This window comes from Lactococcus sp. dk101 (assembly GCF_009601055.1).
Classification (GTDB): Bacteria; Bacillota; Bacilli; order Lactobacillales; family Streptococcaceae; genus Lactococcus.
This window is the reverse complement of record NZ_WITI01000010.1, coordinates 1-16392: the sequence shown is the minus strand read 5'-3', so window position 1 is coordinate 16392 and position 16392 is coordinate 1. Positions and strand designations below refer to the sequence as shown.

Annotated in this window: 15 protein-coding genes; 12 read left to right on the top strand and 3 right to left on the bottom strand. The window is 39.3% G+C overall.

Annotated features, from left to right (window positions below):
- The first annotated feature begins 231 nt into the window (after positions 1–231).
- A complete protein-coding gene (locus GHI45_RS07945) occupies positions 232–1104 on the top strand; it encodes a YitT family protein (protein ID WP_147780210.1) in 873 nt (290 codons plus the stop codon).
- Between the two features lie 105 nt (positions 1105–1209).
- The gene (locus GHI45_RS07940; RefSeq protein ID WP_147780209.1) at positions 1210–1470 is read left to right on the top strand and encodes a hypothetical protein; all 261 of its coding nucleotides are present in this window, start codon (positions 1210–1212) and stop codon (positions 1468–1470) included.
- 30 nt (positions 1471–1500) lie between these two features.
- Here the strand turns inward: GHI45_RS07940 and dusB are convergent, their stop codons facing one another.
- Positions 1501–2508: a tRNA dihydrouridine synthase DusB gene (gene dusB, locus GHI45_RS07935; RefSeq protein WP_147780208.1), complete on the bottom strand. Its 1008-nt coding sequence runs from the start codon at positions 2506–2508 to the stop codon at positions 1501–1503.
- 297 nt (positions 2509–2805) lie between these two features.
- Positions 2806–3675 (bottom strand): Hsp33 family molecular chaperone HslO, encoded by an 870-nt coding sequence (gene hslO / locus GHI45_RS07930; protein ID WP_147780207.1) that lies wholly within the window; start codon positions 3673–3675, stop codon positions 2806–2808.
- A 351-nt stretch (positions 3676–4026) separates the two neighbouring features.
- Between hslO and GHI45_RS07925 the strand changes: the two genes are divergently transcribed.
- From GHI45_RS07925 to GHI45_RS07885, 9 genes are all read left to right on the top strand, one after another.
- On the top strand, positions 4027–5316 hold the full coding sequence (locus tag GHI45_RS07925) for an adenylosuccinate synthase (protein WP_147780262.1): 1290 nt from the start codon (positions 4027–4029) through the stop codon (positions 5314–5316).
- A 365-nt stretch (positions 5317–5681) separates the two neighbouring features.
- Positions 5682–6719, top strand: coding sequence for a phenylalanine--tRNA ligase subunit alpha (pheS, locus tag GHI45_RS07920; protein WP_147780206.1), 1038 nt, complete (start codon positions 5682–5684; stop codon positions 6717–6719).
- Between the two features lie 134 nt (positions 6720–6853).
- Positions 6854–9247: a phenylalanine--tRNA ligase subunit beta gene (gene pheT / locus GHI45_RS07915; protein ID WP_147780205.1), complete on the top strand. Its 2394-nt coding sequence runs from the start codon at positions 6854–6856 to the stop codon at positions 9245–9247.
- Between the two features lie 163 nt (positions 9248–9410).
- Complete coding sequence (locus GHI45_RS07910; RefSeq protein ID WP_228386054.1) at positions 9411–10469, top strand: 3D domain-containing protein; 1059 nt, start codon at positions 9411–9413, stop codon at positions 10467–10469.
- 58 nt (positions 10470–10527) lie between these two features.
- On the top strand, positions 10528–11409 hold the full coding sequence (gene rsgA / locus GHI45_RS07905; RefSeq protein WP_147780204.1) for a ribosome small subunit-dependent GTPase A: 882 nt from the start codon (positions 10528–10530) through the stop codon (positions 11407–11409).
- Positions 11381–11599 (top strand): hypothetical protein, encoded by a 219-nt coding sequence (locus tag GHI45_RS07900; protein WP_147780203.1) that lies wholly within the window; start codon positions 11381–11383, stop codon positions 11597–11599. Before rsgA ends, GHI45_RS07900 begins: the two co-directional genes overlap by 29 nt.
- Before the next feature lie 27 nt (positions 11600–11626).
- Positions 11627–12280 (top strand): ribulose-phosphate 3-epimerase, encoded by a 654-nt coding sequence (gene rpe / locus GHI45_RS07895; protein WP_147780260.1) that lies wholly within the window; start codon positions 11627–11629, stop codon positions 12278–12280.
- A 34-nt stretch (positions 12281–12314) separates the two neighbouring features.
- Positions 12315–13643, top strand: coding sequence for a DNA recombination protein RmuC (gene rmuC, locus GHI45_RS07890; RefSeq protein WP_147780202.1), 1329 nt, complete (start codon positions 12315–12317; stop codon positions 13641–13643).
- Positions 13644–13670: 27 nt separating this feature from the next.
- Complete coding sequence (locus GHI45_RS07885) at positions 13671–14612, top strand: 3'-5' exoribonuclease YhaM family protein (protein ID WP_147780201.1); 942 nt, start codon at positions 13671–13673, stop codon at positions 14610–14612.
- A gap of 53 nt (positions 14613–14665) precedes the next feature.
- Here the strand turns inward: GHI45_RS07885 and GHI45_RS07880 are convergent, their stop codons facing one another.
- Positions 14666–15064 (bottom strand): GtrA family protein, encoded by a 399-nt coding sequence (locus GHI45_RS07880; RefSeq protein WP_153497425.1) that lies wholly within the window; start codon positions 15062–15064, stop codon positions 14666–14668.
- A 252-nt stretch (positions 15065–15316) separates the two neighbouring features.
- On the opposite strand from GHI45_RS07880, the gene GHI45_RS07875 reads away from it, so the two are divergent.
- Entirely contained in the window at positions 15317–16186 is an 870-nt protein-coding gene (locus tag GHI45_RS07875) for an aldose 1-epimerase family protein (RefSeq protein WP_147780199.1), read from the top strand.
- The last annotated feature ends 206 nt before the right edge of the window (positions 16187–16392 follow it).

Sequence of the window (16392 nt, the reverse complement as noted above, 5' to 3'; positions counted from 1 at the left end):
AAACAGGACAAACAATCTCAAGTTTCAAATGGTTTTGGAATGCCAATTTTGACACAGCCTATCATTAAAAATATTCAGATTTTATTTGGTAGTGCAGTATAGAAGCATTGCTTCAAAAATGGCACAAGATTAATAACTAAAAATTTTTAGTTATTCAAGCTTTAAAAAATTTCTCAAGATGATTGCAATTTCTATTCAATCTCTTAGATGGAAATAGGAAAAAGGAGTTTTATGAAAAGAATTAGTTTACATTTTAGAAACTTTGTAATCATCGCATTGGGGACGGCACTCTACGCCTTCGGTTTTGTCGAATTCAACATGGCCAATCACCTTGCAGAAGGCGGCGTGGCAGGGATTTCGCTGATGCTCCATTTCTTGATGAATATTGACCCATCATATACCAATATGATTTTGAACATTCCACTTTTGTTCATCGGTTATCGTTTTTTGGGAAGAAGAACCTTCTTTTATACCATTTGGGGCATTGTTTCCTTGTCTATCTGGATGTTTTGGTTCCAACGTATCCCTTTCACTTTAAATATTCATCATGATTTGTTGGTCGCAGCACTCCTAGCCGGGATTTTTGCTGGGACAGGAATTGGGCTTGTCTTTAGATATGGGGGGACAACCGGTGGTGCTGACATCATCGCGAAACTCATTCAAATCAAAAAAGGCGTTCCTGTCGGAAAAACATTCTTTATTTTCGATGCTATCGTTTTGACTTTGTCACTGTCATACATCAACCTTGAGCAGATGATGTACACCTTGATTGCTAGCTTTGTCTCGGCACAAGTGGTTGGTATCGTTCAATCTGGTGGTTATACGGTCAAGGGAATGCTGATTGTGACTGACAAACATAAAGAAGTTTCAGACATGATTATTCATGAATTTGGACGTAGCGCTACATTTTTACATGGCGAAGGGGCTTATTCAGGCAATCAAAAAGAAGTCATCTATGTGGTGCTTAATCCAAGTGAAATTCAAGACTTGCGTCAGGCACTTGCAGTTGTTGATAATAATGCTTTTGCATCGATTATCAATGTTCATGAAGTCATCGGCGATTTCTCTTATCCGAAAAGTCGCTTTAGAGGACCAAAAAAATAACCCTAGGGTTATTTTTTTTTAGAAAAATCTTGTAAAAAGTCAGCAAAAAAGATAAAATTAAGTTATAATGTAAGCGAGAACAATGCGATTGCACAAGGAGGAATCATGCGTACAACAAAAGCGACAGAAGAAATCGAAAAAGCGATTATTCACCTCAAAAAAGCAAAACGTGAAATCAGCAACTACACGTTTGATTATAATATGCAAAACTTGGTTCAGCTTGACCGAACCATCAAACAACTGGAATCAATTCGGACAGCGGTCAATTCAAACGGCAATCAAGTCGAAGGCGTAAAATCCGTCGATCAGCTTGAACGTGAGCGTTTGACACGAACGAAAGCAGACTTGTCAGCTCTGACAAGATAATAAAAAAACTGACCAGGGGTCAGTTTTTTTCTATACTGGATAATTGGCAACAAATTCGTCAATGATTGAAACGATTTGAGCTTGAGATTCAGCTTCATTGATGGCAAGTTTGACCTTGCTGGCACGTTTGGCACCTTTGAGGTAATAAGCCGCATGTTGACGGAATTCACGAGAAGCAATATTATCTCCCTTGAGGTCAACAAGACGTGATAAATGAAGTTTTGCGATTTCCATCTTTTCTGGAACTGGTGGTTCAGGAAGCAACTCACCAGTGCGCAGGAAATGTTCGGTGCGGTGCAGAATCCAAGGATTTCCAAGTGCAGCACGTCCCATCATGACGCCAGAAACACCAGTTTGGTCAATCATTCGCATCGCGTCTTCAGGTGTTTTGACATCGCCATTCCCGATAACAGGAATATTGACAGCTTCTGTTAATTTTGAAAGCCAATGCCAATTTTCTTGGGCATTTCCTGTGTATTGCTGTGCTTTTGTCCGACAGTGCATGGCAACGGCAGCGCCACCAGCAGCTTCGATTGCTTTGGCATTTTCGACACAGAAGAGATGGTCATCGTCCCAACCCAAACGGATTTTGACAGTCAAGGGTTTTGAGATGGCTTTGCTGACATTTGAAACGACATCATAAACTTTGTCAGGGTCAAGCAAGAGGCGTGAACCAGCTTCATTTTTCGTTACTTTTGGTACGGGACAACCCATATTGATGTCGATGATATCTGCTACTGTATTAGCTTCGACAAATTTTGCTGCTTCGACAAGTGTATCTACTTCACCACCAAAAATTTGCATTGAAAGTGGATGTGGAACTCCCTCGAAGTCCATCATGCTCAATGTTTTTTCATTGCGGTGTTCAATTCCTTTATCAGAAATCATTTCTGTTACAACGAGTCCAGCACCAAATTCTTTGGCTGTTTTCAAAAAGGCTTTATTATTGATCCCTGCCATTGGCGCAAGTACGATTTTATTTTGAATTTCGATGTCACCGATTTTCCACGGCGCATTGTATTTTTTGTCCATAGTCATAAGCTCTATTCTATCATTTTTTTTTGCCAAATGGCTGCTGTCAGAACTGACAAAACTGTTGAAATAAAAAAAATCAGGATAAATCCTGATTTTCATCATCAAAGGTCTTTATTTGTTTACGAAATGCTTTAACCTAAGCAAGATAATTGATTAAATTTCGAGCATTTTTATCTCTATGTGTCCATTATAGCATACAGATGAACAAATGGGATAAATAAAGTCAGAAAAATTTGGCTTAAATAGCAAAAATGAAAAAAAATTTGCCTTGAGTTAGTTTTTTTAACTTGAAATAATGACTCAATTCAAAATCAAATCGTTCAATTCTGACTCAGAGAATTCATATTTGCGACCGCAAAATTGGCAGACCACTTCAGCGCCGTGATCTTCTTCGATGATTTCAGTAATGGTTTGATTTCCGAGAGATTTAATGCCATTTCTAAAACGATCTTTTGAACAATCGCATTCGAAAGCGAGTCCAGTTTCGGAAAGCTTGGTAAATTCCATGCCAGCATAAATGGATTGCAACATGACATCTAACGCATTTTCATCTTCCAACATGGTTGAGATAGATGGCATTGCTTTGATGTTTTGTTCCATCAGACTGATTTCTTCTTCCGTTGCATCAGGCAAAGCTTGGAGCATAAATCCACCGGCAACTTTGACCGTATCTTCGTTTTCATTCAACAAAACATTGAGACCGACAGAAGCAGGAGTTTGTTCTGAACTCAAGAAATACCAAGCCAAATCTTCGCCGATTTCGCCAGTAATCAAGTCCACTTTTCCAGAATAAGGCTGTTTCAATCCCATATCTTTGATGACAACTAAAAAGCCATTGCCCACAAAAGGAGCGACCAAAACTTCGCCAGTTGACGCTTTTTTATAGTCTAAGTCCTTGTTTTGAACGTAGCCTTTTACGTTACCATGACTATCAGCGACAGCCACAATGGCACCCAAAGCACCATCTCCAAGCACCTTGACCGTGATTTTTTCATCGCCTTTTTCGTTTGCCCCCAAAATCTGAGCTGCAATCAAGGTTCTACCTAAGGCAACAGTTGAAGTTGGCCAAGTCTGATGACGTTCTTGTGCGGTGCGAACAGTTTCTGTAGCATCCAAAACGAAAGCACGAAAATGTCCTTTTTTTGAAATTGATTTAATGATTTTATCCATGCCTCTATTTTACCATTTTTTAGCCTGAAAAAAGACATCAACATCGTAAAAAAGCGAGAAATAAATACTGAACTTGTGAGCTTCACTCACTTATTTAGAATGTTCCATATTTCCGAACAATTAAGGGCATTAGTTAGAATAATCCAGGAAATCACTTATCAATGGCGCAGAGATTTGGTAAAATGAAAATAGTGCGATAGGAGCTTTCTTGCCGAAAATGCCAGCTGTCAGCACTGACAAGACTAGAAAAAGAGCAGTTTTCAATCATTGTATGAAAAAGGAAAACAGCCGATTATTTGAACTTGTCAGTCAGGTCAGAGCGTGCAAATAGAAAAAGAAAAGAGAAGTATCATGCCGTCAGTAGTAGTTGTTGGAACGCAATGGGGAGACGAAGGAAAAGGTAAAATTACTGATTTTCTGAGTTCAAATGCTGAAGTAATCGCCCGCTATCAGGGAGGCGATAATGCCGGTCATACGGTCGTTATTGAAGGAAAGAAATATAAACTTCACTTGATTCCATCAGGTATTTTCTTCCCAGAAAAAACTTCAGTCATTGGTAATGGTGTTGTGGTTAATCCAAAATCACTCATTGAAGAACTTGATTACTTGCATGAAAATGGCGTTACGACTGAAAATCTTCGGATTTCAGATCGGGCGCATGTCATCTTGCCTTATCACAAAAAACTCGACTTTTTGCAAGAAGAAGCAAAAGGCGACAATAAAATCGGAACAACAATTAAAGGAATTGGCCCAGCCTACATGGACAAAGCAGCGCGTGTCGGAATTCGTATGGCTGATTTACTGGATAGAGAAATTTTTGAAGAACGTTTGCGGAGCAATCTGGAAGCGAAAAATCGTGAATTCGTTAAAATGTATGACTCAGAACCATTGGAATTCTCAGATATTTTTGAGGAATACTACGAATACGGTCAAGAACTGAAACAATATGTGTGTGATACATCGGTTATTCTTAACGAAGCACTCGACAATGGCCAACGTGTCTTGTTTGAAGGTGCGCAAGGTGTCATGCTTGATATTGACCAAGGAACTTATCCATTTGTAACCTCATCAAATCCAGTTGCTGGTGGTGTTACCATTGGTTCAGGAGTTGGCCCAAGTAAAATCAACACGGTTGTAGGTGTCTGCAAAGCCTACACTTCACGTGTTGGTGATGGCCCATTCCCAACAGAACTTTTTGATGAAGTCGGCAATCAAATCCGAGAAGTCGGACACGAATATGGAACGACAACAGGACGTCCACGTCGTGTTGGCTGGTTTGACTCAGTTGTTATGCGTCACTCAAAACGTGTGTCAGGGCTGACAAATCTCAGCTTGAACTCGATTGATGTCTTGTCAGGACTTGAAACAGTTAAAATCTGTGTCGCTTACGAAAAATCAAATGGCGAACGCATTGAATATTATCCAGCAAGTCTCAAAGAACTTGCGGATTGCAAACCAATTTATGAAGAAATGCCAGGCTGGTCAGAAGACATCACAGGTATGCGTACCCTTGAAGAACTTCCAGAAGCTGCCCGTAACTACGTTCGCCGTGTCGGCGAACTCGTTGGAGTCCGCATTTCAACATTCTCAGTTGGCCCAGGACGCGAACAAACCAACGTTTTGGAAAGTGTTTGGGGTTAATAAACACTTCGAAAAGAAAAATAATTACGAATAAACGAAAAGGTGGAGGTTGCTCCGCCTTTTTTATATGAATAATTTGACAAAAGCCTAAAAAGTGATAAAATTAGAAGTAGCATGTGAGAAGAGTAGGTTTCTGCTTGTCAAAAGGGAGTTGCAATCACCGACTGAGAGTTGCAATAGACAAAAAATTCTGAAGTTCACCTCACATAAAATTAAATAATCAACTTAAATTAAGTAATAAAATAGGATGGTACCGCGGTTTTTTCGCTCCTTTTGGAGTAGAAAAATCGGGGTATTTTTATTTTCTTTCTTGCGATTGAGCAGGGAGAAATGAAAGACAGGCCCCCTAGAAAAGAAAGGTAATTATGTCTTTACAAGAAAAAATTGAAGAATTGCGCGCACGTGCAATTACCGCTTTGAAAGAAGCAACAGATGAAAAAGCATTGAATGACTTACGTACAACAATGCTCGGTAAAAAAGGTGAATTGACTGAAATTCTTAAAGGTATGAAGGATTTGTCAAACGAAGAACGTCCAGTAATTGGTGGACTTGCCAACAGTTTCCGTGACCGTTTTGGAGAAGCTTTTGAAGCTAAAAAAGCGGAACTTGAAACAATGATGATGAACGCTGCTTTGGAAAGTGAAACCATCGACGTGACATTGCCTGGAACAGAAATGAAAAAAGGGACACGTCATATTTTGACACAAACTCAAGAAGAAATTGAAGAAATTTTCCTTGGTATGGGTTATGAGGTCGTAGATGGTTTTGAAGTTGAAACAGACCATTACAACTTTGAACGCATGAACCTGCCTAAAGATCACCCTGCGCGTGATATGCAAGACACTTTCTACATTAATAGCGAAACTTTGCTTCGCACACATACCAGCCCAATGCAAGCACGGACAATGGATGCACATGATTTCAAAAAAGGTGGTCTTCGTATGATTGCACCAGGTCGTGTCTATCGTCGTGATACAGACGATGCAACGCACAGTCACCAATTCCACCAAATCGAAGGATTAGTGGTTGATAAAAATATTACAATGGCTGACCTTAAAGGAACACTTGATTTGGTCATGAAAAAAATGTTTGGTGCTGATCGTGAACTCCGCTGGCGTCCAAGCTATTTCCCATTTACTGAACCTTCTGTTGAAGTTGATATTTCATGCTTCAAATGTGGTGGTAAAGGATGTAACGTCTGCAAGCATACAGGTTGGATTGAAATTCTTGGTGCAGGAATGGTTCACCCGAACGTTCTTGAAATGTCAGGTCTTGACAGCACTGTTTATTCAGGATTTGCCTTTGGACTTGGACAAGAACGTATCGCCATGTTGAGATATGGGATTAACGATATTCGTGGCTTTTATCAAGGCGATGTGCGTTTCTTGGAACAGTTCTCTTGATCGTTTAACCGCGATAGTGAGGCATTTATTGCTTCTGAAAGAAAAGAGAGAAAAAACGAAACGGAATGAAACATTTTGCTTCATGTGATGTGTTCTCTTCCAATTCTTTTTATGATAAAAAGGAAAAATAAAAAATGTTAGTAAGTTATAAATGGTTAAAAGAACTTGTTCCAGAACTGACAGCAACTGCTGCCGATTTGGAATATAAAATGTCAACGACTGGGATTGAAGTCGAAGGTGTAACAAATGCAGCCGAAGGCTTGTCAAAATTGGTCGTTGGTGAAATTGTCTCAAGTGAAGATATTCCTGAGACACATTTGCACATTACGAAAGTCAACGTTGGAGACAGCGAACCTTTGCAAATCGTTTGTGGTGCAGACAATGTTCGTGTTGGCATGAAAACAATCACTGCTCTTGTTGGTGCACGTATCGCTGATAATTACAAAATCAAAAAAGGTAAAATTCGTGGTGTTGAGAGCCTCGGAATGCTTTGCGCACTCGATGAACTTGGCATTGATGAAAAAATCAATCCAATGAAACATGAAGACGGAATTTTTGAAATGCCAGCTGATGCAGTCGTTGGAGAGTCAATCTTCCCATATCTTGACATGGACGACGACATCATTGAATTGTCAATCACACCAAACCGTGCAGATGCTTTGTCAATGCGCGGTGCTGCACATGAAGTGGGAGCCATTTACGGCTTGCCAGTCAATTTTCCTACAAAAGCACTGACCGAAATCGAAAAAGCAACAGCAGACAAGATTTCAGTCACTGTCAGTACTGACAAAGTGCCAACATACAAAATTCGTGTCATCGAAGGCGTGAAAATTGCACCAAGTCCACTTTGGTTGCAAACACGCTTGATGAATGCGGGCGTGCGTCCAATCAACAACGTAGTTGACGTGACGAATTTTATCTTGATGTATTATGGACAACCCTTGCATAGTTTTGATTTTGACAAATTTGGGTCAAGCGAAATTCTTGTTCGTCAAGCTGAAAATGGTGAAAAATTGACAACTTTAGATGGTGTTGAACGTGAATTGACTTCTGATGACATTGCCATCACTGCTAACGGAAAACCAGTTGCTCTTGCAGGAATTATGGGTGGCTTGGACAGCGAAATCACAAATGAAACAACAACAGTTGCCCTTGAGGCTGCGATTTTTGAAGGCATTTCAATCCGTAAAACGTCTCAAAAATTTGCTCTTCGTAGTGAAGCGTCAAGTCGCTTTGAAAAAGGGATCAATGAAGGAACTGTGACTGAAGCCCTTGATTTTGCGGCTGCAATGATTGCAGAACTCGCAGGAGGACAAGTGCTCAAAGGTGTGGTTGAAAGCAATGATTACAAACCTCAACCAGTAGTCACAAGTATCAGCTTGAGCCGTGTTAATGCTGCTTTGGGAACAGAATTGAGTCTTGAAGTGGTTGAAAAAATATTTAAACAACTTGGCTTTACTGTCAGCGTTGACGGTGAGCTGTTCACTGTTGAAATTCCATCTCGTCGTTGGGACATCAGCATTGAAGCAGATTTGGTAGAAGAAGTGGCACGTATCTACGGTTATGACAATTTGCCAAGTACACTTCCTGCTGGAGCTGAAGCGGGTGAACTGACAGCCATGCAAAAATTCCGTCGTCAAGTTCGTACGAATTTTGAAGCTTCTGGCTTATCAGAAGTGATTGGTTATAGTTTGACAACACCAGAAAAAGCAGTTGAGTTTGTTGAAGGAGATTGGAAAACAACGTCTCTCATGATGCCAATGACTGAAGACCGCTCAACTTTGCGTGTCAACATGATCTCAGGACTTCTTGACATCATTAATTACAACAAGAACCGTAAAAATACGGATCTTGCCATTTACGAAATCGCCAATATTTTCTTGACTGAAGAAGACATTCGCCCACGTGAATTGCCAGCCTGTGCCTTTGCCATTACTGGAAATGTTGTTTCAAAATCATACGCAAACGCAGCTGTTCCTGTTGATTTCTACCATGCCAAAGCAGTCGTTGAAAACTTGCTTGCGACTTATTCAAATGTTCGCTTTGAAGCATACAATGGCATCAAAGAAATGCACCCAGGTCGGACAGCTAAGATTGTCATTGGTGACACTACAGTCGGTTTTGTTGGACAGGTTCACCCAGCGACAGCCAAAGCTTATGATATCAAAGAAACTTATGTTGGAACGCTTGATATGGCACGCTTGCTTGAGCTTGCACCTGCGCAAACAGTATTTACTGACATTCCAAAAGTCCAAGCTGTAACTCGCGACATTGCGCTCTTGATTGACGCAGATAAGACGCATGCCCAAATCGTAGATACAATCGAAAGCAGCAAGGTTAAGACTTTGACTAAAGTTGAATTGTTCGACATCTATGAAGGAATCAACTTACCTGCAGGAAAGAAATCAATGGCATATAGCTTGACATTCCAACCGCTTGAAAATACGATGACAGACGAAGAAATCACAGCTGCCATGAATAAAATTTCAAAACATTTGGTCGAAGCACTCGATGTCGAAATTCGTTAATAGACAAAATAAAATGAGTATTCAATTGAAAAAAATGAATATTCATTTTTTATTTCGAAAAATCAGTAATTTTTACGTAATATTTTTCATGATAATGTTAACTTAAATGAAGCTTTATATGTTAAAATAGTGTAATATGAAGAATATGAAATCGATAACGTTCATGAAAAAATCAATTGTGGTTGCGTGTACTGCGATGATGACTTTTGGGCTGTCAGTAATGACAAAAGCAGAGACGACCCAATCAAGTGTAAATCAGCAGATTACGAGCTTTCAGCAGCAATTAAATTTTGAACTATCTCAGGTTAATTCACTTTATGAAAAGGCGAGCCAATCTCAAGAGGAAGTGACAAAAAGTAAAGCTGATATTCAAAAGCTGGTAGCTAAGATTGCTCAATCTGAAAAGGATCAAGCCAGTCTTGAAACAACAATTGGTCACCAAATGCGCGATTTGCAATCCAGCGGTGGGTTCACACAATCTTATATTGACATTTTTCTTTCGTCAAATAACTTGACGACTTTGATTCAACGCTTGACTAATTTTAATATCGTCGCTTCAGCAGAAGCTGCGCAAGTCAACGAACTTAAAAAGACGCAGGATTCTTTAAAGTCAATGAAGTCTGAACTTGAACAGACCACAGCAAAAATGGAAGCCAGCCAAAAAAGTTACCAAGCAGAAGTAAAAAATATGCAAAGCAATATCAGTGATTTGCAAACAAAAATTGCTTCTAATAAACAACTTTTAGTCGAAATGCAGGCAAAAGCAGCAGCCGAACAAAAGGCGCGTGAAGCTAAGTTAGCGGAACAAGCTAAATTGGCAGAAGCCGCGGCTCAAGCAGCTAAGAAATCAGCAAGTGTAACCAGTACGTCGAGCGCTCAAGGCACGACATCAACCAATTCGTCAACGTCAACGCAGACTCAAACGACGCCAACGACAACAAGTGGAAAGACCTTAAGTGTTTTTGCGACGGCTTATTCTTGGCAAAATGTCGGAACAACAACTGCAATGGGGATTGATTTAAGAACCAATCCGATGTGTGTGGCGGTTGATCCAAGCGTTATTCCGCTAGGTTCACTCTTAGAAGTTCCTGGTTATGGGATAGCTATTGCTGGTGATACTGGTGGTGCCATCATTGGAAATCATATTGATGTGCATTTTCCTACGGTCGCTCAAGCAACCGCTTGGGGTGTCAAAAACCTGACCATCAAAATTTTGAGTTAATTTCAGTAAAAAACAGATAAAGGCTTACAGTTAAGCCTTTTTTTGGTATAATTGAGACATGATTAAAAATGGACGTATTGTAAAATCTCTCGCGGGTTTTTATTATGTAGAAGCCGACGGACTTGTTTATCAAACAAGAGCCCGCGGCAATTTTAGAAAAAAAGGAATGAAGCCTGTCGTTGGTGATTTTGTCAGTTTTTCGGCTGAAGAAAATTCTGAAGGTTACGTGCTTGAGATGGAAAGTCGTAAAAACCAGTTGATTAGACCAGCCATTGCGAATATTGATCAAGCGGTCGTTGTGATGAGTACGGTTAGTCCGAACTTTAGCCTCAATTTATTGGATCGTTTTTTAGCATTTTTGGAAAATAAAAGCATCACACCCTTGATTTATATTTCAAAACTTGATTTATTGGACGACCTGCAAGAAATGACAACTTTCAAAGAAAATTATGAGAAAATTGGCTATGAAATTTTCTTTGATACAGATAGTCTCATCAAGGCACTCAAAGGAAAAGTAACAGTCTTTATGGGGCAAACGGGGGTCGGAAAAACGACCCTGCTCAACAAAATTGCACCAGAAATGGATTTGGAAACAGGCGAAACATCTGAAAAATTGGGTCGTGGACGTCATACGACCCGTCATGTCGAATTTTTCCATGTTGCTGAAGGCCTTATCGCAGATACACCAGGTTTTTCAAGCCTTGATTATGAGATTGATAATCTTCCTGACTTGAACAATGCTTTTCCAGAAATTGCCAAAATGAGTCATGGTTGCAAGTTCCGAGAATGCACGCATACCCACGAGCCTGAATGCGATGTGAAAGTAGCAGTCGAAAATCAAGAGATTTTGCAGAGTCGTTATGACAATTATCTGCAACTCTTGTCAGAAATCAACAAGACGAGGGAAACTTATGCCAAAAAAAGAAAAAAACAAGTTTAAAGACAACATCATTCTAAAAGAAATGAGCTTTTTTGTGCTTGTTTTGTTTTGGATCCTTCTGATTTTCTTTAAGAAACAGCTGCCAACAGCAGTACAAATCATTCTCTTTATTGTCCTTGTTTTATTGACAATTTTTGGATTGATTTGGCTCAACAAAGCCTTTTTCGGAATTACAAAAGATAAAGAATAAATTATATTTAACGGAGAAACACTAATGATGGATTATAAAATTGCACCGTCGATTTTATCGGCGGATTTCGGTCATTTTACACGCGATGTTAAACGCCTCGAACAAGCAGGCGCAGAAGTTGTCCATATTGACATAATGGACGGACATTTTGTGGATAATTTGACCTTTGGAGCAGGTGTAGTTGCTGCTTTGAGACCAGAAACAAATCTCTTTTTTGACTGTCACATGATGGTTGAACATCCTGAAAAATACATTACTGAATTTGCAAAAGCGGGTGCAGATAGCATGTCGGTTCATGTCGAATCAACGCCTCATCTTCACGGAACCCTTCAACAAATCAAAAATGCTGGCATGAAAGCGAGCGTTGTTATCAATCCGGGGACATCTGTGGAATTGATTAAACCCGTGCTTTCGATGGTCGATATGGTTCTTGTCATGACAGTTAACCCAGGCTTTGGTGGTCAAAAATTCATTCCTGAAACGATGGAAAAAGTAGCGGAACTCAGTGCCATTCGTGAAGCTAAAAACTTGAACTTTGAAATCGAAGTTGATGGTGGTATCACTGACGAAACCATTAGTTTGGCCAAAGCAGCAGGAGCTAATGTTTTTGTCGCAGGAAGTTTTGTCTTCAAAGGAAATGTAGAGGACAACATTAAAAAATTGAAGGATCAGTTGAACTAAACGGATCAATCACTCATCAACAAAGAGGTAAAATGTGGAAATAATAATGATCATTTTGCTTATTCTCATTTTAATATTAGGATTAGCAAATTTTTTCAAGAAAACGGGTCAGCAAGGCACGACAAATCAGCTCAATCATTTGAGCCAAAACTTGTCAGAATTGCGACAGGATATGAACCAACAACTTGGTCAAAATCGACAGGAAATGTCAGGTAATCTGCGTTCTGTCAGCAATGATGTCAATCAAAATCTGTCAGTACTGACAGAAAATATCAATGGAAAATTTGACCATCAGTTCAAAGATTTACAAGAATCAAACGAGAAAAAATTATCACAGATTTCATCAGGACTGACAGAAACAACTGAAAAATTGACTGAAAATCTGTCTCTTTTGACAGAATCAATCACATCAAAATTTGACCATAAATTCAAAGATTTGCAAGAAAGTAATGATAAAAAACTGACTCAAATCCAAGAAACAGTGGACGAAAAACTTCAAGAAACCTTGAACAAACGAATTTCACAAAGTTTTGAACAAGTGACACTTCACTTGAAAAACGTTGAAGAAGGCCTTGGAGAGATGCGAAATTTGGCAAGCGACGTGGACAGTCTTCAAAAAGTAATGACAGGTGTCAAAACACGTGGGATTGTCGGTGAAATCCAGCTCGGGCGTATTTTGGAGCAAATCTTTACAGCCAGTCAATACCGTGAACAAGTCAATATTCAAGGCAATAATGCTGTCGATTATGCCGTTGTCATGCCAGGGAAAATCGAGGGCGGCGAAGTGTTGCTGCCAATTGACTCAAAATTCCCAATGGAAGACTATCAGCGCTTACAGACTGCGCTTGAAGGTAATGACAGCAAAGAGATTGAAAGCTCACGAAAAGCCTTGTTCTCTGCGGTTAAATCACAAGCCAAGTCAATTTCAGAAAAATATATCGCGCCACCAAAAACAACAGATTTTGCAGTCATGTTTTTACCAACAGAAGGTTTGTTCATGGAAGTGGTCAACAATCCAGACCTTTATGAACAAATTTCACGCGACTATAAAGTTAATGTAACTGGTCCAACAACGATGACAGCAGTGCTTAACAGTCTTCAAATGGGATTTAAAACACTTCAGATTGAACAAAAATCTTCAGAAGTTTACGAATTACTCGGTGCAGTCAAGACCGAATTTGCTAAATTCGAGAAATCATTGAAGAAGGTACACGAACGATTGCAACAATCTGAAAAAGAAATTAACACATTGATCACCACACGAACAAACGTGATGAGCCGTCAATTAAGAAATATTGATAGTATTGATGATCAAGCAAGCCAAAGCCTTCTAGGTTTTTATGAAGAAGACGAAAACGACTAATCGGGCAAATTGCCCCGGAGGGATATCATGACGCTGATTCAAAATTTACAACTCAACCAAACATTCGAAGGCTATTACCTGATCAAATCCGTTGAACTTCGACAGACGCGAGCAGGAAAAGAATATCTTGCCTTGAGTTTTCAAGACCGTTCAGGCACAATAAATGGAAATGTTTGGGATGCTAATCCAAAAGCAGTTGAACAATTTAGAGCGGGCCGTGTTGTTTTTATGAAGGCTCAAAAAGAGTTGTACAATGGCATGCCACAAGTAAACAAAATTCAAATGCGATTGGCCAATGACAGTGAACCGCACCAACCTAAAGATTTCAAAGCCAAATCACCAGTTAGTGAAACGGAGTTGCGTGAGTATGTTCAATCCATCGTCTTTCGCATTGAAAATCCAGTATGGAACAGAGTGGTTCGAGCCATTCTGAAAAAATTCGACCAAGAATTTTATGTTTATCCAGCGGCTAAGACCAATCACCATGCCTTTGAAGGCGGGCTTGCTTATCATACGACAACCATGTTAAGACTTGCTGAACAAGTTTGCGAAGTCTATCCGCAGCTCAATCAAAGCCTGATGTTCGCAGGATGTCTCTTGCATGACATGGCAAAATGTATTGAATTTTCAGGCGTTGAAAATACCACATACACCTTGCGAGGCAACCTTCTGGGACACATTGTATTGATTGATGAGGAAGTTAGCAAAGTGGCACAAGAACTCGATTTTGACGATGATAACGAAGACCTCATCTTGCTCCGCCATTGCCTTCTCAGTCATCATGGAGAACTCGAGTACGGCAGTCCAGTACGTCCACAAGTGATGGAAGCAGAAATGATCCACCAAATCGACATGATGGACGCTACAATGATGATGATGTCCACAGCAATCAACAGCCTAGAGCCAGGAGAATTCAGCCCACGCATCTGGCCCCTCGGCAACCGAAATTTCTATAAACCAAGAATGTAAAAAGCATTGATGAAATCAATGCTTTTTTTTATTTATAACAATCAAACCAATCATCAAACCTTTTTAAATAAGAGTTTACTAAGGAAATAATTGATGACGAGTGAGACGCTGTGAGCGATGACTTTACTGATTGTTGAGCCGCTTTGAATGACTGAAATAAAGAGCCAAAGAAGAACCAGTTCAATGAAAAATGAGAAAAGTCGTGTGAGTGTATATGAGAAAAGTTCTGTGAAAACATGTGTAGATGTTGATTTGAAAACGAGAATTCTGTTTACAACAAATGAAAAGAGAACGGTAATGACCCAGTCAATGAAATTGGCAAGTTGGTAATTCATGCCCAGCTTGGACTTTAAAATGTAAAAAATGAAAACATTTACGGCAACGGTGACAACGCCCCAGATGAAATACAATTCGACTTGATTTCTTTCTCTAGCTACGGATTTACTGACCAAAACTCCAGCCCCACTTATTTCTAATTATTCCTTTATTATAAAAATTGTAACAAAAATAATAGATTGTGTCAAAATTTTGAATAATTATTTTTTTAAAAATATAATATAAGATTTATTATATTAAAATGTGAAAAATAAGGTCTTTTTACTGAAATTGAACAAATCAGCCTTACCATTTTTTAGAATAAAATAAAGGGTTCATGAGCTAAAAATGATATAATAATGATAAATGGTATTTGAAGGAGCTTGATAATGAAAGTAACATTAGAAAATGAATTATTAACGGTTGCTGTCGATAGTTTTGGAGCGGAAATGCATTCCATTCTTAAAGCTGACACAGAGTATTTATGGCAAGCAGATAAGGCTTACTGGGCACGTCATGCACCAGTCCTATTTCCGATTGTTGGAAAATTGAAAAATGGGCAGTATCAGTTGGAAGGAAAAACCTATCAAATGGGCGGTCACGGTTTTGCGCGTGACAATGAATTTAAGCTTGTCAGTTCTGACAAACAAAAGGTTATTTTTGAACTGGTGGCTTCAGATGAAAGTTTGAAACATTATCCATTTCGTTTTACTTTCCTCGTTTCCTATGAATTAAATGAAAATCAGATTAAAGTTCGCTATGAATTAAAGAATGAAGATGAGAAAACAATGGCATTTGGCGTGGGTGCTCATCCAGCCTTCAATGTGCCTTTGAAAAATGGAAGCTTTGAAGATTATAAACTGACCATTTCGCCAGCGGAAAAACGGACTTTTATTCCACTTGATCCACCAACGGGTACTTTGAAATTAAGCCAAAAAGTTGAAAAAGAAGTGAGTGAATTTGCATTAAATCGGGAATTGTTTAACGAAGATGCCTTGGTTTTCACGTCGTCTGATGAAATGAAAATCAGTTTGACCAATCAAATTGATGATGCTGGCGTTACAGTATCATGGAAAAATATGCCTTATTTTGGACTTTGGAGTCCTTATCCTGCTGAAGCACCTTTTGTTTGTATCGAACCTTGGTGCGGCATTGCTGACGACGAGGCGACTGATGGAGAGCTTAGCACGAAATTTGGAATTAACACGCTAGAGCCAGCCGCTGAATTCGCTTGCGAATACACGATTGCAATTCACTAATTTGAAAAAGAAGTCTGTCAGCACTGACCGTTCAATTTTTTGAATGATTGAGCTGACAGCTTTTTTTAAGTTTATTTAGAAAATGGTAAATTGTAAAATTAGTTTAGCCACCTTGAAGTAAGCAAAACGCATCTGAATTTCTTATACTTGAATTGGGAAACACAAGTAGGAAGAGGATTCAGATGCAAGACCATTATAACACACGA